Genomic DNA, 17,926 nt, shown 5'->3' with positions numbered 1-17,926 from the left:
TAGCTTCTACTGGCGCCGTACTTGGCGACCTTCCAATCCCTTTTCTCATCACCAGACTGCACGCCCACAGATGGTTGAGTCAGCCCTCACGTGTGTGGAGTGCGTTCATGATCAATCGTCGACACTTGCTTGCCCTGCTCGGCCTGGCCGTTCTTACGCTGCACGGTCCTTCTGTCGAGGCGGCAGAGCCCCTGACGCTCACCGTGGGCGATCAGTTTTTCTCCAACCGCATTGTTCTGGAGTTGTCAGGCGAGTTGAAGGACTTGCCCTACAAGATCGACTTCAAGCGCTTCAATACCGGCTCCCCTGTGGCCTCGGCGGTTGCCAGCGGCGCGCTGGACGTGGGGATTGTCGGTGACACGCCGGTGATCAGCCTGGCGGCCAATGGCGCGCCGGTGAAAGTGGTCGCCAGCACCCAGACCAGCCTTGACGGCGTCGGCATCGTGGCGCGCAAAGGCATCCAGTCGGTGGCCGATCTGAAAGGCAAAACCATCGCAATCTGGAACGGTTCGTGGAGCCAGCAACTGGCCTACAAAGCCCTCGACGAAGCCGGCGTGCCGCGCAACAGCGTGACTTTCAAATACTTGCTGCCGGCCGAGGCCAGTCTGGCGTTGACCCAAGGCGACATCGACGCGTTCGGCACCTGGGAACCCTACGTGTCGCTGCAGGAGAAAGAGGGCAGCAGCCTGATCCGCAACGCCAAGGGCTTGATGAGCGCGCCGACCTACATCGTTGCGTATGAGCCGGCGCTGGCGCAGAAAGGCGCAATCATCAAAGACTTTGTCGCACGCCTTACCCGCGCTCGTGTGTGGAGCAACAGCCATGTCGACGAGTACGCCGAGGCCTGGTCGAAAGCCAACCAGTCTGCGCCGCAGATCGCCAAGGTGTGGTTCAAGCGTGACGCAATCAAGGTGCTGCCGATTTCGCCGACGATAGTCAGCGAGGCGCAGGCCACGGCGGATTTCCTGGTGGATGCGCAGATGCTGAAGCAGCGCTATGACGTGACGCCGCTGTTCGATCGGGCGCTTTAAACGTAAAGGACATAAGCGCTAACAGTATCGACAGTCTGATTATGCGTGGGCTGAGCTAGGTTTTTTGTTCCGGATCGCGCCGGAACAAAAAATTAACTAGCATCGGCAAGGAGTAGCCAGTAGGCTACATGTGAATCTGTGACTAACTTGACCGGCAGGACGCCGGAGTTCGATACATGGCTCGACGGTATGAAGGATATCTGGGGGAAAACGGCTGTTCTGACGCGCTTGGACCGCGCCGAAGACAACAATTTTGGCGACTGCGAGCCAGTCGGCGAAGGCCTGAGTGAAATGCGTGTTTTCGTCGGGCCTGGTTACAGGATTTATTTTGTACGGACGGGGATCACCGCTTACCTGATGTTATGGGGCAGCGATAAAACCGATCAGAAGCGGGGAATGAAACGGGCAAAAGAGATACTCGATGCCCTGAGAGGTCAATGAAATGAGTGAATCGAAATTCAAACCCGAGGACATGCCGATCCTCGATCTTGATACCTCCGGCACACAGGTTTATGAGGCGTCGCGCTTTCTCGACAGCCCGCAAGTTATCAGTGCTTATCTGGCGCAAAGCATGAAGTCGCAAGACCCGCAGGTGTTCATGAAGGCGCTTGCCGAGGTTGCCAAAGCCCAGGGCGTGAACAAGGTGGCTGAGGCGGCCGGGGTCAACCGCGAGAGTTTGTATAAAACCCTGAAGGGCGGCTCGAAGACCCGCTATGAGACGATCCACAAGCTGATGCTGGCGTTAGGCGTTGAGCTGACTGTGCAGCCGATTGCGCTCAATCAGGCGACGAGCGCTAAGCCGGTGGTCGCCGGTAAGCCCTGATGGCTTAACGGCGCCCACATTGACCTGTTTTGCGCTGAGGCTCAGCGCACCAGGCACGGCTGCTTGTTGTTGAAGCGCCAGCCCGGAATCAAGAACTGCATCGCCACGCTGTCATCCCGTGCCCCAAGGCCCATGCCTTTGTACAGCTCGTGGGCCTTGGCCACTGCATCCATGTCGATCTCCACGCCCAAGCCAGGCTGGGTGGGCACTTTGACGTAGCCGCCTTCGATTTTCAGTGGCGCCTTGGTCAGGTGCTGGCCGTCCTGCCAGATCCAGTGGGTGTCGATGGCGGTGATGTCTCCCGGTGCGGCGGCGGCCACTTGGGTAAACATCGCCAGGGAAATATCGAAGTGGTTGTTGGAATGCGAACCCCAGGTCAGGCCCCATTCATTGCACATCTGCGCCACTCGCACGGAGCCTTGCATCGTCCAGAAGTGCGGGTCGGCCAGCGGGATGTCGACTGATTGCAGCTGAATCGCGTGGCCCATTTCGCGCCAGTCGGTTGCGATCATGTTGGTCGCGGTTTTAAGCCCGGTGGCACGGCGGAATTCAGCCATGACTTCGCGACCCGAGTAGCCGTTTTCTGCGCCGCAGGGGTCTTCGGCGTAGGCGAGCACGTGGTGTTGGTCGCGGCACAGGCGGATGGCTTCTTTGAGTGACCACGCGCCGTTGGGGTCAAGGGTGATGCGCGCATCGGGAAAGCGTTCGGCGAGGGCGGTGACGGCTTCGATTTCTTCATCGCCACTCAGGACGCCGCCTTTGAGCTTGAAGTCGTTGAAGCCGTATTTGGCCTTGGCGGCTTCGGCCAGGCGCACCACGGACTCGGCGGTCATGGCTTGCTCATGACGCAGGCGGAACCAATCATCCTCGGCGTCCGCCTCGTTGCGGTAGGCCAGAGAGGTGGTCGTGCGGTCGCCGACATAAAACAGGTAGCCGAGCATTTTTACCGCATCACGTTGCTGTCCTTCACCCAGCAGCGCCGCCACCGGCACTTCCAGGAACTGGCCCAACAGGTCGAGCAGCGCTGCTTCCATGGCGGTGACGGCGTGAATGGTGATGCGCAGGTCAAAGGTCTGCAGGCCGCGGCCGGCAGCGTCGCGAGCGGCAAAGGTGCTGCGCATCTGGTTAAGGACGCGTTGGTATTGGCCAATTGGCTGGCCGACCACCAGGCTGCGCGCATCTTCCAGGGTTTCACGGATGCGCTCGCCACCGGGCACCTCGCCGACGCCCGTGTTGCCGGCGCTGTCCTTGAGAATCACGATATTGCGGGTAAAGAATGGCCCGTGGGCGCCGCTCAGATTGAGCAGCATGCTGTCGTGGCCTGCCACCGGGATGACTTGCAAATGGGTGACTACGGGAGTGTTCATGGCAATGTCCTAAGTAAGCTCAAAGAGGTTTGCTGATGGCGGCGCCGGTTGGCGCAGCGCTGGCAGAGGTCAGTACGGGCGAGGGCGACGTCTTGGCGAAAAACACCAGGATCGCGGCAAGCACTGAGGTGCCGGCCAGGCCGTAGAGGCCGCCTTGGATCGAGCCGGTGGTTTGTTCCAGAAAGCCAAACGTGGTCGGGGCCACGAAACCGCCCAGGTTGCCGATGGAGTTGATCAACGCGATCACGGCCGCGGCGATGCGCACATCCAGATAGCCTTGGGGAATCGGCCAGAACAGCGACGAGGCGGACTTGAACCCGATCGCCGCGAAGCAGATCGCCACAAAGGCAAAGATTGGCCCGCCAGTGGTGGACATGAACATGCCCGCAGCGGCAATCAACAGCGCGGCGGCGACCCAGGCTTGCTGGAACTTGAACTTGCCCGACAGCGAGGCGAAGGCGTACATGGCGATGATCGAGATCAGCCACGGGATCGAGTTGAAGAACCCGACCTGTATGTCGCTCAGGTCACCCATTTTCTTGATGATGCTCGGCAGCCAGAAGGTCGCCGCGTAGATCGTCAGCTGGATACAGAAGTACAGGGCGCAGAACAGCAGAATCTGGCGGTCCTTGAGCAGTTTGCCGATGGTCGGTTTGACCGTGGTCAGCGCTTCCCGCTCACGTTGTTCCTGGTCGATGGCGCCGACCAGTGTGTCCTGCTCTTCGCGGGTCAGCCATTTGGCGTCGTGGGGTTTGGAGTCCAGCCAGAACCACACGAAAAACCCCAGCGCCACGGACGCCAGGCCTTCGATGGCGAACATCCATTGCCAACCGTGAAAGCCGAAGCCTTCGATTTGCAACAGTGCGCCCGACAAGGGGCCGGAAATCAGCGAGGCGACCGCCGAACCGCTGAGGAAGATCGCAATGGCCTTACCGCGCTCCACGCCCGGCAACCAACGAGTGAAGTAGTAGATCACCCCAGGGAAAAACCCGGCTTCGGCCACGCCCAGCAGAAAGCGCAGGATGTAGAACTGTGTTTCGTTCTGGATGAACGCCATCAGCGTGGCAACGATGCCCCAGGTGAACATGATGCGCGTCAGCCAGATCCGCGCACCGACCTTTTGCAGCAGCATGTTGGAGGGCACTTCAAACAGCGCATAACCAATAAAGAACAGCCCGGCGCCCAGGCCATAGGCGGCCGCGCCGATGCCCAGGTCATGCTCCATGTGCGTGCGCACGAAGCCGATATTGACCCGGTCGATGTAGTTGAGGATGAACATGATCACGAACAGTGGGAGCACATGGCCCTTCACTTTGCTCACGGCGCGCGTGAGTACTGAGTCGCTGGGTGAAGCGGCAGATACATGGTTTGAATTGGTCACAATTCAAAACTCCCCTGATTTATTTTTATGCGGGTTTGTGTGTCTTGTTGATAGACATCATACAAGTGCATTTCTTTTTTTCGCAATGCGGCGTGGGGTGTATTTGTTCTTATAAGCGCAGCGGGGGAATAGGTGTTTTGGTTATTTGCCCAGCTTTACTGGGTTTTTATACCGTTTCGCGTGTGTCGGGAAGGTGTAAGCGTGACCCGCTAAGCGACACTGACGCTCTTTGGGTTAAACGCTATAAAGTTTAGTTGTCATACAAGTATGGCGTTTTTTGAATCAACTCAGCGTCGCCGCCAGGCGGGGTGTTAAGCTCCGTCCAGCCCAACCCCGTGGACCCTAGCGATGCCCATTGAAAACGGAACCCTGGTCCGTAGACGTTCCAATAACCTGGCCCAAGGCGTGGTTGATGCGCTGACCCAGCGCATCCTGCTCGGCCAGCTCAAGCCCGGTGAAAAATTGCCGTCCGAATCCACCATCGTGCTTGAGCATGGGGTGAGTCGCACGGTGGTGCGCGAAGCCATTTCCAAGTTGCAGGCCTCAGGCCTGGTAGAGACCCGCCACGGCATCGGCACCTTTGTACTGGAGCAACAGGCGCAACAGGGCTTGCGCCTGCATGTGGACACCGTCGCCAGCGTGCGCAATATGCTCGAGCTGCGCCTGGGCCTGGAGGTGCAAGCGGTGGCGCTGGCCGCTGTGCGCAGAAGTGACGAGCAACTCGTGCGCATGCGCGAAGCGCTGGATGACTACCAGGCTTCGCTGGCGAACAACGACAGCTGTGTGGAGGAGGACAAGCGCTTTCACCAACTGATCGCCGAGGCCACCGGCAATACCTTCTTCACTGAAATCATGCTGCACCTGGGCAATGCGATGATCCCGCGCACCCAGGTCAAGGGCGCCGAGCGCGGCGGCGCCGATTTTGCCAAGCTCGGTCAGTTGGCAAACCTGGAGCACGAAGCGATCTTCAATGCCATCAAGCGCCAGGACCCGGACGCCGCGCGCGCGGCCATGGTGCTGCACCTGACCAACAGCCGGGATCGGTTTTCGGGTGTGTAATGGCGTGCTGATAGGGAACAACCGTTGAACGAACACACATTGTCCATGCGCCTGGAGCGCGTGGCGGCAAACGTGCCGGCGGGTGCGCGCCTGGCCGATATTGGCTCGGACCACGGCTACCTGCCGGTAGCCTTGATGCGTCGCGGCGTGATCGCGGCGGCGGTGGCGGGGGAAGTGGCGGCCACGCCTTTTCACGCGGCCGAACGTACGGTACGCGACAACGCCCTGCAGCAGCACATCAGCGTACGGCTGGCTGATGGTTTGGCGGCCATTGAACCGGCGGACGCAATCACCGCGATCACCCTGTGCGGCATGGGTGGCGAAACCATCCGCGACATCCTCGACAGCGGCAGGGCGCACCTGAGCGGTCAGGAACGCCTGATCCTGCAACCCAATGGCGGCGAACAACCCTTGCGCCAATGGCTGATGGACAACGGCTACCAGATCCTGCGCGAGGAGCTGTTGCGCGAGAACCGGTTTTACTACGAAATCATCGTCGCCGAACGCGCTGAGCCGCTGATCTACACGGCGCAACAGCTGTACTTCGGCCCGCTGCAGATGCAGGCGCGCAGCCCGGAGTTCCTGGGCAAGTGGCAACGCATGTTGCGTCAGAAGCACAAGACCCTGGCCAGCTTCGAACAGGCCCGGCAGACGGTGCCCCAGCACAAGGTGCAGGAGATTGAACAGCAGGCGCGCTGGATCACCCAGCTGCTGGCTTGAACTGGCAACAGTGAACAGGGTCACACATCCCAGACCGGCGCTTTACCCGGAATCTTGCGCCGCCCATGATGGACGGCTCGCACCCATGGAGGACGCTGCGCATGTTCGGCTCTCTGCTCGACAAACTGTTCAATCGCCCGCTGACCCAAGACGCATTCGCCGAGAAAGTCATCAAGGCGGCTCGCGAAGCGGGTTTCAGCGAGCCTCTTGAGTACGTGCCCAAAGAGTTCCGCCTCAAACATGGCGACGGTAGCTACTTCAACCTGCATAACGCATTCAATGACTATCAGAACGCCGAAAAAGCGCACAAATCTGACGTATTGAAAGGGTATGTATCGACATTGCTCGGCTACAAAAAGCCAGCCCCGCCCACCTTCGAAGGCGTCAGGCCGCTGTTGCGGCCGGTGATTCGTAACCTGGCGATGCTCGAAGAAGTGCGCCTTTATCACGTACGCAACAAGGGCTGGGATGCGCCTTACACCGCCGTTCACAAAGCGCTGGGCACCGACTGCGTGACCCTGCTGGCGGTGGACTACCCCGAGACCACCTCCACCCTGACCGAGGGGCCTGATCCACAGTGGGGCGTGAGCCTGGACGAGGCGTTGGCGGTGGCGGTGAGCAATCTGCGTGAAGCGACCCAGGACGCGTTCGACGAAATTGTGCCCGGCCTCTACCTCGGCCGCTGGAATGACGGCTATGACACCAGCCGCGTGCTGCTGCCGGATGTCCTGCAGCGTGCGGCCATCAAGGGCCGCCCTGTGTTCATGATCCCGACCCGCGACATCCTGATGGTGACCGGTGACAAGGATGAAGAGGGCATTCGGCACATGGTCGAGGTCAGCTTCAAGGCCATGGAAAGCGGGCGTGCGGTGTCCAGCCAGGTCTACACCTATGACGATCAACGGATCGTGCCTTTCATCAGTCAGGATGAAGCGCTCAAGGCGCGCATGGCGAGCCTCGAACACATGCTGCTGCAGGGCAACTACCACGCGCAGAAAGAGCAGCTCGACACCCTGCACGATGAGCAGAAGATCGACGTGTTTGTCGCGACCTACACGTTGTTCGAGTTGAAGGACAGTCACGGCAAGACCTTCTCGATCTGTAGCTGGACAGAAACTGTCGACACCTTGCTGCCCAAGACCGACCGCGTGGCGCTGGTGCAGATCCAGCCCGATGGCACCGCCCAGACCCAGGTGGTCGAATGGGCTGAGCTTGAGGCCAAGGTGGGTGACCTGCTGGCGCCGGCGAGCCTGTACCCGGCACGCTATCGCACGCTGGGTTTTCCGACGCCTGCGCAATTGAGTCAGCTGACGCCGCTGGTTTAACGCCGGCTTGTCACGCCTCACCCACCTGTGCAAGGATCGCCCATGACTGAATTTTCGCCAAGCAACCGCCATCACCCCCACGGACCTTGCCCAAGGTGCCGCGGTTGCTTGCGCTCACTGACTGACCAGAACCTCTGATCACTCAATGAACCACCACCCAAGGCGCCCATGGCGCCTTTTTTATTGCTTGTAGAAAGGGAGATTCAACGGATGACAATGCTACGTGGAACCCGAATAGTGACTGGTAAAGAAGCCGCGACGATGCGTGAGATCGAGGCGCGTTTTCGGAGCTATCTTCATCGATGCGGGCGCTGAAGAGGCCATCGTGCCGGCCCTGTGGGGCCAGGACACGTTTATCGAAAAAGCCGGCGGCAGTGAAATCATCGGGCAGATGTGGGCCTTCGATGACAAGGCGGGACGTCAGTGTTGCCTGATCCCGGAAGCCACCGCGCTGTTCCAGGAACGCAACACGCAATTGCTTGGCACGCGCGAGGAGGCGATGTTCTTCTATGTGGCGCGGTGTTACCGGTATGAGCGGCCGCAAGCTGGGCGCTACCGGGAGTTCACTCAGTTGGGGCTGGAAATTCTCAGCCCTGAGCCCGCGCTGGCGTTGCAGCGCAGCCAAGCGCTGTGCACCGGTTTTCTCGACACGCTGGGCCTTGACTATGAGCTTAACCTGGCCGTCAAACGCGGGTTGAGTTACTACCTGCAAGGTAATGGCTTCGAGGTCCGTTGCCCCGCGTTGGGGGCTCAGCAACAAGTGGTGGGCGGCGGTGCATACCGCGAAGGTGCCGGGTTCGGCATCGGGCTTGAGCGTCTGGTGCTTGCGTTGGCGTGACGTGCAAGGACGCCTCCACCCGGAGGCGTCTCCTATCCGGCCGCTGGATATGCTCCAATAGCCGCCATCATTTGCTCACCCGGGAACCCCGCCATGGCCGACACCACCGACCAAGCCTTCTACGACCGTGCAGACGCACACATCGAACTGTCGAACGAACAACTCAAAACCTGTGAAAACCTCGGCGAGGTCAGCGCCTCGATGATGTTCGGCACCACGCGCTTCAACGCCTGGGCCAGTGCACGCAACTTCAAATCCGGCGCCGAAATGGCCGAGGCGCGGGAAGCGATGCTGAAGTATTTTTGTGACCAGTACCGGATGATGCTTGAGGACAATCTGGATGATCACATCAATAATTTCAGTCAGTACATGTTGGTCAAATAGCTCGCCGGCACCGATTCCACTTGCTCTTGTGCGTTGAGTTGTCTTTTCTTCAGCAGCCGTTGGATGTCCATGGCGGCTTCAGATGTCCTTGCACGCTAGATCGTGCAGGTCAGTGCCGAGGGCACTCCAGGGCATGCCAGCCTCTCTGGAAAGCCGGGTTACCGTTCCACTCTGCGCACTGAGTGCTTTTGCCCCATTTTCGCGCATGCCACCGGGCTGTCACCTCGGCAAGCCGCCTATTTCGCGACCCGCCACCAACGGCCCGTATCTTGCTAGTACCTTCCCAATCAATGACATGGCATTTTGCTTCTAGTCATATCCAGGTTGTTTGGGGGAGTGGTTCGGCCATGCACAGTCTTTTATCACCGGGTATCCGCCTGCTTGGCCGTTTCGGTTTTGCGCGCAAGTTTCAGATTCTGTTTTTCCTGTTCATGCTGCCCCTGGCCGGCAGTCTGTGGCTGATCGGCCAGGACTATCGCGACAAATTAGCGGTGATTTCCAGCGAGCAGTCCGGCGTGCGCCAACTGCTGGCCCTGGACACCCTGGATGGCCAGTTGACCGCACAACGCAACCTGGCTGCCCGCTGGAAAGCGCTGGATATTCTGCACACCCCAACCCCCGCCGCGCAGGCCGCGATGGACAACGTCGATGCCGGCAACCCCGCCATTGTGCAAAGCCTGCAAGCCTTGGGCGATGCGCTCAAGACCCACAACGCCAGCGCCGACACCTTGGCCCGTTTTGAGGCCTTGCAGGCGACGGTCAAGGGCATGGACACCCAATCGCTGCGCACCGTGGGCTGGTGGCCGGACGGTTATGACCGCTTCACCGCCGCCCTGACTGCGATGCAAACCTTGCGCGAGCAGATCACCCTGGAATCCGGCCTGATCCTCGACCCCTGGCTGGAAACCTACTTGCTGATGCAGATTTCCACCCAGCACACGCCGGACCTGATCGAGCGTATCGGCCGCACCGCGAGCGTCGGGCAGTCCTCGATTGCCTCCGGGCAATTCACCTTGCAAAGCCGCTTGCAGATGCGCGACCTGCGCGGCCGAATCGGCGATGCACGCGACCAGTTGGTCAAGGCTGCCGCGTCGCTCAAAGCCAAGCAATACGCCGGGATGGAACCGTGGACGGCGCAATACGACACCAGCCTGCAGTTGCTTGATAACGAACTCAAAGGCCTGGACGACGGCGTGTTTGGCGGCACCATCAAGCTCGACACCGCAGGCTTTGATCGCAGTGTCGACAGCATCCTCGGCGCGTTGGGCGCACTGCGCAGCCAGTCGCTGCACTCGCTGGATGAGCGTTTGAGTTATTACCGTGACCGCTCGCTCAGGGAGTTTATTCCGGTGGTGGCCACGTTCAGCCTGCTGGTCTTGGCCGCGTTGTACTTGTTCATTTGCCTGCAGGCTTCGATTCGTCGCAGTGCCAGTGGCATCACCACGCTCGCCGAGTCCCTGCGTGACGGCAACCTGTGCGTCGAAGTGGCGGTGGAAGGTCGTGATGAACTGGCGGCGATCAGCACCGCGCTCAACGTCGCTGTGGTGCAACTGCGCACCAGCCTGCTGGGCGTCAACCACGAGACCCAGCAACTGGGTTCGGCGGTGCTCACCCTCAACGCGCAATCGGGCAGCACCCTGACCGACGTCGAAGACCAGCAACACCAGATCAGCCAGATCGCCGCCGCTGCCACGCAACTGGCGGCCACCTCGATGGGCGTCGCCAAAAGCTGCGAACAGGCTTCGGGCAGCGCCCAGCAAACCCGGCGTATCGCCGAAGACAGCAGCCACGACAGCCAGCGCACCACGGCGAGCATCCAGCAACTCAACCAGCGCCTGACCGACACGGCCAATGCGCTGGAACAAGTCAGCCAGCAGGGCCAGCAGATTCAGTCGGTGGTCGACACCATTCGCGGCATTGCCGAACAGACCAACCTGCTCGCACTGAACGCCGCCATCGAAGCGGCCCGCGCAGGCGAGCAAGGCCGCGGGTTTGCCGTGGTGGCGGATGAGGTGCGCAGCCTGTCGCAACGCACCCAGGCTTCTACGGCGCAGATCGCCGGCACGGTGGACAGCTTGCGCGCGACGGTGAGCCAGGCGGTCACGCTGATGGGCGCCGCCTGTGACCAGGCGCTGACTGACGCCGAGTCCGTCACCGGCCTGGGCACACGCCTGGGCGAGATTGCCGGCGCGGTGCAAAACGTCACCGACACCCTGGCGCAGATCGCGGCGGCGGTGGAAGAACAGGCGACGACGGCGGATGAAGTCAGCGGCAACATCCAGCAAGTCGATCAGGCCGCAGGACGCTTGCTCGACGGCGCGCGCGCGGTCAACCAGGCGGCCGACACCTTAAGCAAAGGCAGCCGCGCCCTGAGTGAAAACACCGCGCGCTTTCGCCTGGACCGATGATGCCCCCCTGTGGCGAGCGGGCTTGCCCCGCGTTGGGCCGCGAAGCGGCCCCAAACCCAGACAACGAGGTCTATCAGAAAAACCCCATCGCTCTAATTGATCCTGCTGCGCCCCCAACACAGTGCACTCTGAGTAAAAGCACCACGCGTTAGATGAACCTTCAGCGCCAACAGGGCTCACTTATCAAGTCGCCCTGTTCCATTGCCGAAAGGAATCCGCATGCCTTCGACCCCGCCATCACCCGACCTGACCGCCCCCGTGGAACGCGAACTCAGCCTGCGCGCGGTGATTACCGGGGTCGTGCTGGGCATCCTGCTCACGCCTTCGAATGTGTACGCGGGGCTCAAGATCGGCTGGTCGTTCAACATGTCGATCATCGCCTTGCTGGTCGGCTACGCTATCTGGCAGGACCTGGCCAGACGCAGCCCCGGGCAACTGCCGTGGACACTGCACGAAAGCAACATCAACCAGACCGTTGCCTCGGCCGCCGCCTCGATTATCTCCGGCGGGCTGGTGGCGCCGATCCCGGCCTACACCTTGTTGACCGGCCACACGCTGGACGCCTTGCCGATGATCGCCTGGGTGTTCTCGGTGAGCTTTCTCGGGATCTGGATCGCCTGGTACCTGCGGCCCTCGCTGCTCAATGACAACGCGCTGAAATTCCCCGAAGGCATGGCCACCCTGGAAACCCTGCTGCACATCTACAACCACGGCCGCGAAGCCGCCACGCGCTTGAAGGTGCTGCTCGGCGCCGCGTTGCTGTCCGGGCTGGTCAAGTGGGTGGATACGTTTATGTGGGCCTTGCCGCGCTGGTCGCCCAGCGCGGCGTTGGAGCGCCTGACGTTTACCGCCGACCCTTCGCTGCTGTTGCTGGGCTTTGGCGGCATCATCGGTATTCGCGTGGGCCTGACCCTGCTGCTTGGCGCCTTGCTCGCCTGGGGCGGGCTGGGGCCGTGGCTGTTGGCGCAAGGCCTGGTCAGCCTGCCGGCAGACAGCAGCGGCCCGCAATTTGCCGCGCTGGTGGAATGGTTGTTGTGGCCCGGCGTGAGCCTGATGGTGTGTTCGACGCTGGCCTCGCTGGCGATCCGCCTGTGGGCCTTGCACACGTCCACCAAAGCCGGCGGCGGCACGCCCTGGGCGATCCCCAAGGCTGGGCCTGCCGCCGGTTTTGCATTGGCGATTGTGCTGGTGGTGAGCCTGCAGGCGCTGTTGTTCGGCATCAACCTGTGGATGGCCTTGCTGACCATTCCCCTGGCGATTTGCCTGGCCGCCGTGGCGGCGCGCGTGGTCGGCGCCACCGGCATTCCGCCGATTGGCGCCATCGGGCAATTGTCCCAGCTGAGCTTCGGCATCGTTGCGCCGGGGCAAGTGCCGATCAACTTGATGAGTGCCAACACCGCCGGCGGCTCGGCCGGGCAATGCACGGACTTGATGAACGATTTCAAGGTTGGCAAGGCGATTGGCGCCACGCCGCGCAAGCAAGTGATCGCGCAGATTCTGGGGATTTTTGTGGGCAGCATCGTCGGTGTGTTTGCCTACCTGGCGTTGATCCCCGACCCGCAAAGCATGCTGCTCACCGAAGAGTGGCCGGCGCCTGCGGTCGCCACCTGGAAAGCCGTGGCGCAAACCCTGACCCATGGCCTGGATTCATTGTCGGTGAGCATTCGTTGGGCGATTGGTCTGGCAGGCGCGGTCGGCGTGTTGCTGGGCATTCTCGACAGCACTTTGTCGGCCCGACGCGCCCGGTATCTGCCCAGCGCCGCGGCCTTGGGCCTGGCCTTCGTGCTGCCGGCTTCGGTGTCGCTGATGATGGCCCTCGGCGCAGTGCTGACGTGGTTGGCGAGCTGCCGCTGGCCGAGTCTCACCGAACGTTTTGCGATTACCGCGGCGGCCGGATTGATCGCCGGGGAGAGCATCACCGGGGTCGGCGCGTCGTTGTGGGCGATGGTTGCGAATTAATCCATGGCACTCCACCGCGACAGCGTAGTCTCTTACCTGGATACCCACTCTCGTTCAGCGGAGCCCTTATGATCACTGTCCACCACCTTAACAACTCGCGTTCGCAACGCATTCTGTGGCTGCTCGAAGAACTTGGCCTGCCTTACCAGATCAAGCGCTACCAGCGCGACCCGAAAACCAATCTTGCCCCGCCCGAACTCAAGGCGATCAACCCGTTGGGCAAATCCCCGGTGATCGAAGACGGCGACCTTGTGCTGATCGAATCCGCCGCGATCATCGACTACCTGATCCGCCGTCATGGCCAAGGCCGCCTGCAGCCCGATCCGGCCACCGCCACCTACGACAAATACGTGCAATGGCTGCACTTCGCCGAAGGCTCGGCGATGCTGCCGCTGATGCTCAACCTCTACGTCGGTCGCCTGGGTGAAGCGGGCGCACCGTTGCATCCGCGCATCGAGTCGGAGTTGGCCAACTACCTGGGCTACCTGAACGACGTGCTGGCGGATACGCCATTCCTGGTGGGTGACGAGCTGAGCGGCGCGGATATCCAGATGAGCTTCATCGGCGAAATCGCCAAGGCCCAAGGCAAGTTGCAGGCCTACCCGAACCTGGCCGCGTGGGTGCAACGCTTCCAGGCGCGCCCGGCCTACCACAAGGCAGTGGAGCAGGGCGGCGAGTACGCCTTCGCCAAATAAAAGGCTCAGCAGGCACGCGTAACCCTCGTGGCGAGCGGGCTCGGTGTGGCAAGCGGGCCTGATGTGGCGAGCGGGCTTGCCCCGCGTTGGGCTGCGAAGCAGCCCTAAACCAGCCGTCGGAGTAACGTCTGGCACACTGCATTTTGCCTCATTGGGGCTGCTGCGCAGCCCAACGCGGGGCAAGCCCGCTCGCCACAAAAAGCCCGCGCGTCACCTGCAGCCCACCGAAATTGCGAGCTGCTTTTTAGTCGTTCGCAAAGCGCTTCAACGAAAACGACGACAAATCCAGGTCACTCGAACCCCGGATGCACCACTGCGCAAACGCTTCACCCAGCGCCGCCGAGTGCTTGAAGCCATGTTGCTGATCAGCCATGACCTGGCCGTGGTACGCGCGTTGGCGCACGACTTGATGGTGGAGGCGGGGAGTACCGAGCAGCTGTTTGAGGCGCCGCAGCATGCCTATACACGAGATTTGCTGGTGACCTCGTCATTGCGGCCACTGGAATGATCAGCGCCCACGCAGCATTGGCGGGCAACAACGATCTACTGTGGGAGCTGGCTTGCCTGCGATAGGGGCGTGTCAGCGTAAGCCTATGCCACTGACCCACCGCTACCGCAGCACAGAGTGCGCTGTTGCCCTGCGTTGGGCTGCGAAGCAGCCCCAAACCCAGACGCTGAGTTCTTTCAGGAAAATGGCAGTGCCTTTACTGGGGCTGCTTCGCAGCCCAACGCAGGGCAAGCCTGCTCGCCACCGGGAGAAATTGGTTGCCTTCAGAAGTTGTGTAGATATCCAGGGCGATCGCAGGCAAGCCAGCTCCCACAGTAGAGCCGCGTCAGGCCAGTCGCACCCGCCAATCACCGCCATGCTGGAGGTTGCAGGCCTCTTCAGAATCAAAGCGTACACAGCGCTCGATTTTCACCGAGTCCACCTCGGCGTCTTCCAACGCAGCAGCCGTCAGTTCGCGCATACGTTGGTCCGCCCCGTTTGCCAGGGCCAGATCCTTGTTGGCACGCGTATCGAACACCCAAATCACCCGCAGGCTTTGCGGGAACGCAGCGTAATCAACCGTGTGAGTCAGCCACTCGAAGCCCGGGATTTCAGCCTTGGCGGTTTCGCAGGCCTCGGTCAGCGTGGCGACAAGGCGGCTTTCGAGGCGGGCGGTGTCGCGTTTGGTTGGGGGCATCAAAGGTCCTGAGGTTCAATAAAAGTCATCACATCATCCGGCCCGTATTCACGGGTTAGCCAGTTGTTCCCATCGGTTCGAAGTGAAACGCCTTAGACCTGAATGTCACACCACGCCTCAACGGCGTGCAGCCGCAAGGTCAGACCCGATGCGAAGCACACGACCACGTGATGGTCGGCGGGGAAGGTATCGCAGAGGTAGAACGTTTCTGTCGCGGCGTCGGCTTCCACAATGCCGATGGCGTGAAGCACCGTGTCATCCTCAATCGGGCTGTCATGGCGCCCTTCGGCCGAAAAATAACTCACGCCATGGAAGGTGACGGTGATCTCCCGTGGCTCTTCCGGCGGCACCCAGTCCTCGGTCCGTCGTGTAAACCTGAGCGACAGCGTGCGCTCAGACAGCGCGTAATGGATGTCGCTGGCGACATAGAAATTGTGCAGGTCACAGGCGCGTCCTTCGACCTCAACCTCTATATGCCCGAGTACAAAACCGTGAAATTTCATCGCGCTTGCCTATCGCTGCTGAAAGGCCACCTTCAGCCCCAGCCCCATAAACAGCGTGCCGATGATTTTGCCTTCCCAGCGACGCAACTTTGACAGCCCCTTGAACCCGCGACTCAACGGGCGAATCGAGATCGCCAGCAAGCTCGTGTAAATCGCGCTCAGCACCGAAAAAATCAAACCCAGCACCGCAAACTGCACCAGCGACGAGCCGGATTCGGGATGAACAAATTGCGGCAAAAAGGCCAGAAAAAAGATCGCGGTTTTCGGGTTCAACACCTCGGCCCCGATCGCCTGGAAAAACGCCTGACGCGGCGTCACCGCCGGCAACTCAAGGCGCGCGTGCGTGCTGGTTTTGGCCATGAAGGCCCGCACGCCCAGGTAGATCAGATACGCCGCACCGGCCCACTTCACCGCGTTGAACGCCGCCGCCGAGGTCATCAAAATCGCTGACAGGCCCAGTGCCGCGCACAGTGTGTGAATCAAATCGCCGCAAGCCACCCCCAGCCCGGTGGCGATGCCCACCTTGCGCCCGCCTTGAATCGTACGCGTGAGCACCAACAGCACCGAAGGGCCGGGGATCAGGAAAAGACCGATCACCACGGCGACGTAGGTGACGAGGGAGGCGAGTTCAAACATGGCGGCGATCTCTGAGTCAGGCACGGCCTACAGTAATCCTCATGTAAAGGGGTAATGCAACGCCGCTCAAGCAAACGCCGCCAGCATAAAGGCCTGCAAGCCTTTTTCTTCCAGAATCTCGATGGAGAAATGCCCAAAGCGCTTGGGCAACCAAATGATGCGCGTGCCGGATGGCGACTGCAGATCCGCCAGGGCCAATGGCCGGCCGTTCTCATCCTCCGGTTGCACGCCCTTGGCGACCAACTCGGCATAGGCCACCTCGATGTCCGGCGTGGTGTAGCAGTGCCGGTAAATCATCCCTTCGCCGTGTGCGTCCAACAGCTCGCGCAAGTTACCCGCCAGCGGCTGCACCAGCATGAAACGCTCCTGGCCCATCAGCACGACCGCATACCGCACATGAAAGCCGCCGCGATTCCAGACTTGAGTGGTGGAGATGTTGGCGTTGAAAATATTGGCGTAATACGCGCACGCCTGTTCGAGGTCCTCGACCAATACATCGACGTGGCTGAATGTCAGCTCCATTGCATGCCCTCTGGCGGATGTGGGTTCAGGCGACACTAGCCGATTTACAACTGTTTACGTATTCAAAGAAACCTTCGATATAGGCTTTGAACAGCCCCGACCCACTGTTCGCTGAGCCAGCCGCCATGAAACTGCCTGCTATCACCGTCGCGTTTTTTGCCCTCGCCACCCTGCAATCGCCATGGGCGCAAGGCGCAACGCCCATCACCCATGTCGCCATCTACCGTGGCCCGGCGGGGTGTGACGACTGTTCCGAGAACGTCAAAAACGCCTTGCTGCGGCTCAGCCCGAACTACCAGATCGACTTTGTCGGCGCGGATGAAGCCATCGACATCACCCCGCAAAACCTTGCGCGCTATGACCTCTATGTTCAGCCGGGCGGCGGGCAGGACATTCCCGCTGCGCTCGACAGCTTTGGTGACGCACGCGTGGACGCCATTCGTGAATACGTGGCCAAGGGCGGGCGCTACCTGGGGTTATGCATGGGCGCTTATCTTGCGGACAACAGCAACTTCGGGTTGATACCCCAGGACCTCGACTCCGAAGCCGGGCGGCCGGGATTTGAAGTGCGCGGGATTGAAGACGCGGCGGTGCGGGTGGTGTGGGATGGCAAGCCAGACAGCGTGGTCTATCAGGATGGACCGTATTTTCCCAAGGTTGATGGGCACGCGCCGTATACGGTGATTGCGACTTATCGCAATGGGGATGTGGCGGCGGCGCGGTATCGGTATGAGAAGGGCGTGGTGGTGCTGAGCGGGCCGCATCCGGAGGCGGGGAAGGCGTGGTTTGAGAATGCGGGGATTGCGGTGAGTGAGATGCCGCGGGGGAGTTGTTTGGGGTGTTGGTGGGGAGGGTGGGGAAATAACAGATGTATCTATGTTTGTTTGGTAGCGGGTTGTCGAGAAGGGCTGCTTTCGGCCAGAAGCGGTCACTCCGCATCACATCCTCGGCCTGAAAGCCTGGATAGCCGAGTTGACCGTTCACGATGCAGTGCAGCAGCATGTGATCAATCATTAAGTGCTTCCAGGAAACCTATGCATAGCCCTGTAGATCTTCATGAGTTGTTGGCGCACGTCAGAGATGAACCGTCG

The 17,926-nt window shown here is 60.9% G+C and carries 18 protein-coding genes and 2 pseudogenes; 13 read left to right on the top strand and 7 right to left on the bottom strand.

Annotation, left to right across the window (positions count from 1 at the left end):
• Positions 1–107: 107 nt before the first annotated feature.
• The 3 genes from ACP7B3_RS05320 (at position 108) to ACP7B3_RS05310 (ending at position 1,854) form a co-directional block, all read left to right on the top strand.
• Entirely contained in the window at positions 108–1,031 is a 924-nt protein-coding gene (locus ACP7B3_RS05320) for an ABC transporter substrate-binding protein (protein WP_416362973.1), read from the top strand.
• A gap of 138 nt (positions 1,032–1,169) precedes the next feature.
• Positions 1,170–1,472: a type II toxin-antitoxin system RelE/ParE family toxin gene (locus tag ACP7B3_RS05315; RefSeq protein ID WP_426178291.1), complete on the top strand. Its 303-nt coding sequence runs from the start codon at positions 1,170–1,172 to the stop codon at positions 1,470–1,472.
• Position 1,473: 1 nt separating this feature from the next.
• Entirely contained in the window at positions 1,474–1,854 is a 381-nt protein-coding gene (locus tag ACP7B3_RS05310; RefSeq protein ID WP_242195316.1) for an addiction module antidote protein, read from the top strand.
• A gap of 41 nt (positions 1,855–1,895) precedes the next feature.
• On the opposite strand, the gene gudD is transcribed toward ACP7B3_RS05310, so the two are convergent.
• Positions 1,896–3,221 (bottom strand): glucarate dehydratase, encoded by a 1,326-nt coding sequence (gene gudD / locus ACP7B3_RS05305; RefSeq protein ID WP_426178289.1) that lies wholly within the window; start codon positions 3,219–3,221, stop codon positions 1,896–1,898.
• A gap of 19 nt (positions 3,222–3,240) precedes the next feature.
• Positions 3,241–4,602 carry an MFS transporter gene (locus ACP7B3_RS05300; RefSeq protein WP_242195309.1) on the bottom strand — a complete coding sequence of 454 codons (1,362 nt, stop codon included), beginning with the start codon at positions 4,600–4,602 and terminating at the stop codon, positions 3,241–3,243.
• A 348-nt stretch (positions 4,603–4,950) separates the two neighbouring features.
• Here ACP7B3_RS05300 and ACP7B3_RS05295 point away from each other — a divergent pair, with 348 nt between their 5' ends.
• The 8 genes from ACP7B3_RS05295 to ACP7B3_RS05260 all read left to right on the top strand — a co-directional run bounded on the left by ACP7B3_RS05295 (position 4,951) and on the right by ACP7B3_RS05260 (position 13,990).
• Entirely contained in the window at positions 4,951–5,661 is a 711-nt protein-coding gene (locus tag ACP7B3_RS05295) for a FadR/GntR family transcriptional regulator (protein WP_242195306.1), read from the top strand.
• A 24-nt stretch (positions 5,662–5,685) separates the two neighbouring features.
• Positions 5,686–6,381, top strand: a complete 696-nt coding sequence (locus ACP7B3_RS05290; RefSeq protein WP_404483810.1) for a tRNA (adenine(22)-N(1))-methyltransferase — start codon at positions 5,686–5,688, stop codon at positions 6,379–6,381.
• Positions 6,382–6,482: 101 nt separating this feature from the next.
• Positions 6,483–7,706 carry a DUF1444 family protein gene (locus tag ACP7B3_RS05285; RefSeq protein ID WP_426178286.1) on the top strand — a complete coding sequence of 408 codons (1,224 nt, stop codon included), beginning with the start codon at positions 6,483–6,485 and terminating at the stop codon, positions 7,704–7,706.
• Between the two features lie 265 nt (positions 7,707–7,971).
• Positions 7,972–8,544 carry an ATP phosphoribosyltransferase regulatory subunit gene (locus tag ACP7B3_RS05280; RefSeq protein ID WP_145158599.1) on the top strand — a complete coding sequence of 191 codons (573 nt, stop codon included), beginning with the start codon at positions 7,972–7,974 and terminating at the stop codon, positions 8,542–8,544.
• 93 nt (positions 8,545–8,637) lie between these two features.
• Complete coding sequence (locus ACP7B3_RS05275; protein WP_119742530.1) at positions 8,638–8,928, top strand: DUF3144 domain-containing protein; 291 nt, start codon at positions 8,638–8,640, stop codon at positions 8,926–8,928.
• Positions 8,929–9,275: 347 nt separating this feature from the next.
• On the top strand, positions 9,276–11,336 hold the full coding sequence (locus ACP7B3_RS05270; protein WP_426178283.1) for a methyl-accepting chemotaxis protein: 2,061 nt from the start codon (positions 9,276–9,278) through the stop codon (positions 11,334–11,336).
• Positions 11,337–11,555: 219 nt separating this feature from the next.
• Positions 11,556–13,295: an OPT family oligopeptide transporter gene (locus tag ACP7B3_RS05265; protein ID WP_426178281.1), complete on the top strand. Its 1,740-nt coding sequence runs from the start codon at positions 11,556–11,558 to the stop codon at positions 13,293–13,295.
• Between the two features lie 68 nt (positions 13,296–13,363).
• Complete coding sequence (locus ACP7B3_RS05260) at positions 13,364–13,990, top strand: glutathione S-transferase family protein (RefSeq protein WP_426178279.1); 627 nt, start codon at positions 13,364–13,366, stop codon at positions 13,988–13,990.
• A 244-nt stretch (positions 13,991–14,234) separates the two neighbouring features.
• On the opposite strand, the pseudogene ACP7B3_RS05255 reads toward ACP7B3_RS05260, so the two are convergent.
• Positions 14,235–14,366: pseudogene (locus ACP7B3_RS05255) on the bottom strand (N-methyl-L-tryptophan oxidase); the annotation flags it as partial.
• Between ACP7B3_RS05255 and ACP7B3_RS05250 the strand changes: the two are divergent.
• A complete protein-coding gene (locus ACP7B3_RS05250) occupies positions 14,346–14,498 on the top strand; it encodes a hypothetical protein (RefSeq protein WP_426178654.1) in 153 nt (50 codons plus the stop codon). The pseudogene ACP7B3_RS05255 and the gene ACP7B3_RS05250 overlap by 21 nt on opposite strands.
• A gap of 325 nt (positions 14,499–14,823) precedes the next feature.
• On the opposite strand, the gene ACP7B3_RS05245 is transcribed toward ACP7B3_RS05250, so the two are convergent.
• From ACP7B3_RS05245 to ACP7B3_RS05230, 4 genes are all read right to left on the bottom strand, one after another.
• Positions 14,824–15,174, bottom strand: coding sequence for a hypothetical protein (locus tag ACP7B3_RS05245; RefSeq protein ID WP_426178277.1), 351 nt, complete (start codon positions 15,172–15,174; stop codon positions 14,824–14,826).
• A 92-nt stretch (positions 15,175–15,266) separates the two neighbouring features.
• Positions 15,267–15,677 (bottom strand): hypothetical protein, encoded by a 411-nt coding sequence (locus ACP7B3_RS05240; protein WP_242195295.1) that lies wholly within the window; start codon positions 15,675–15,677, stop codon positions 15,267–15,269.
• Between the two features lie 9 nt (positions 15,678–15,686).
• Positions 15,687–16,313 carry a LysE family translocator gene (locus tag ACP7B3_RS05235; RefSeq protein ID WP_426178642.1) on the bottom strand — a complete coding sequence of 209 codons (627 nt, stop codon included), beginning with the start codon at positions 16,311–16,313 and terminating at the stop codon, positions 15,687–15,689.
• Between the two features lie 66 nt (positions 16,314–16,379).
• Entirely contained in the window at positions 16,380–16,835 is a 456-nt protein-coding gene (locus ACP7B3_RS05230) for a VOC family protein (protein ID WP_426178274.1), read from the bottom strand.
• Positions 16,836–16,960: 125 nt separating this feature from the next.
• Here ACP7B3_RS05230 and ACP7B3_RS05225 point away from each other — a divergent pair.
• Positions 16,961–17,674: pseudogene (locus ACP7B3_RS05225) on the top strand (BPL-N domain-containing protein); the annotation flags it as partial.
• Positions 17,675–17,926: the final 252 nt, after the last annotated feature.

Source organism: Pseudomonas sp. TWRC1-2 (assembly GCF_049896685.1).
Lineage (GTDB): Bacteria > Pseudomonadota > Gammaproteobacteria > Pseudomonadales > Pseudomonadaceae > Aquipseudomonas.
The sequence above is the reverse complement of the archived record's forward strand: the minus strand, read 5'-3'. Positions and strand labels throughout refer to the sequence as shown.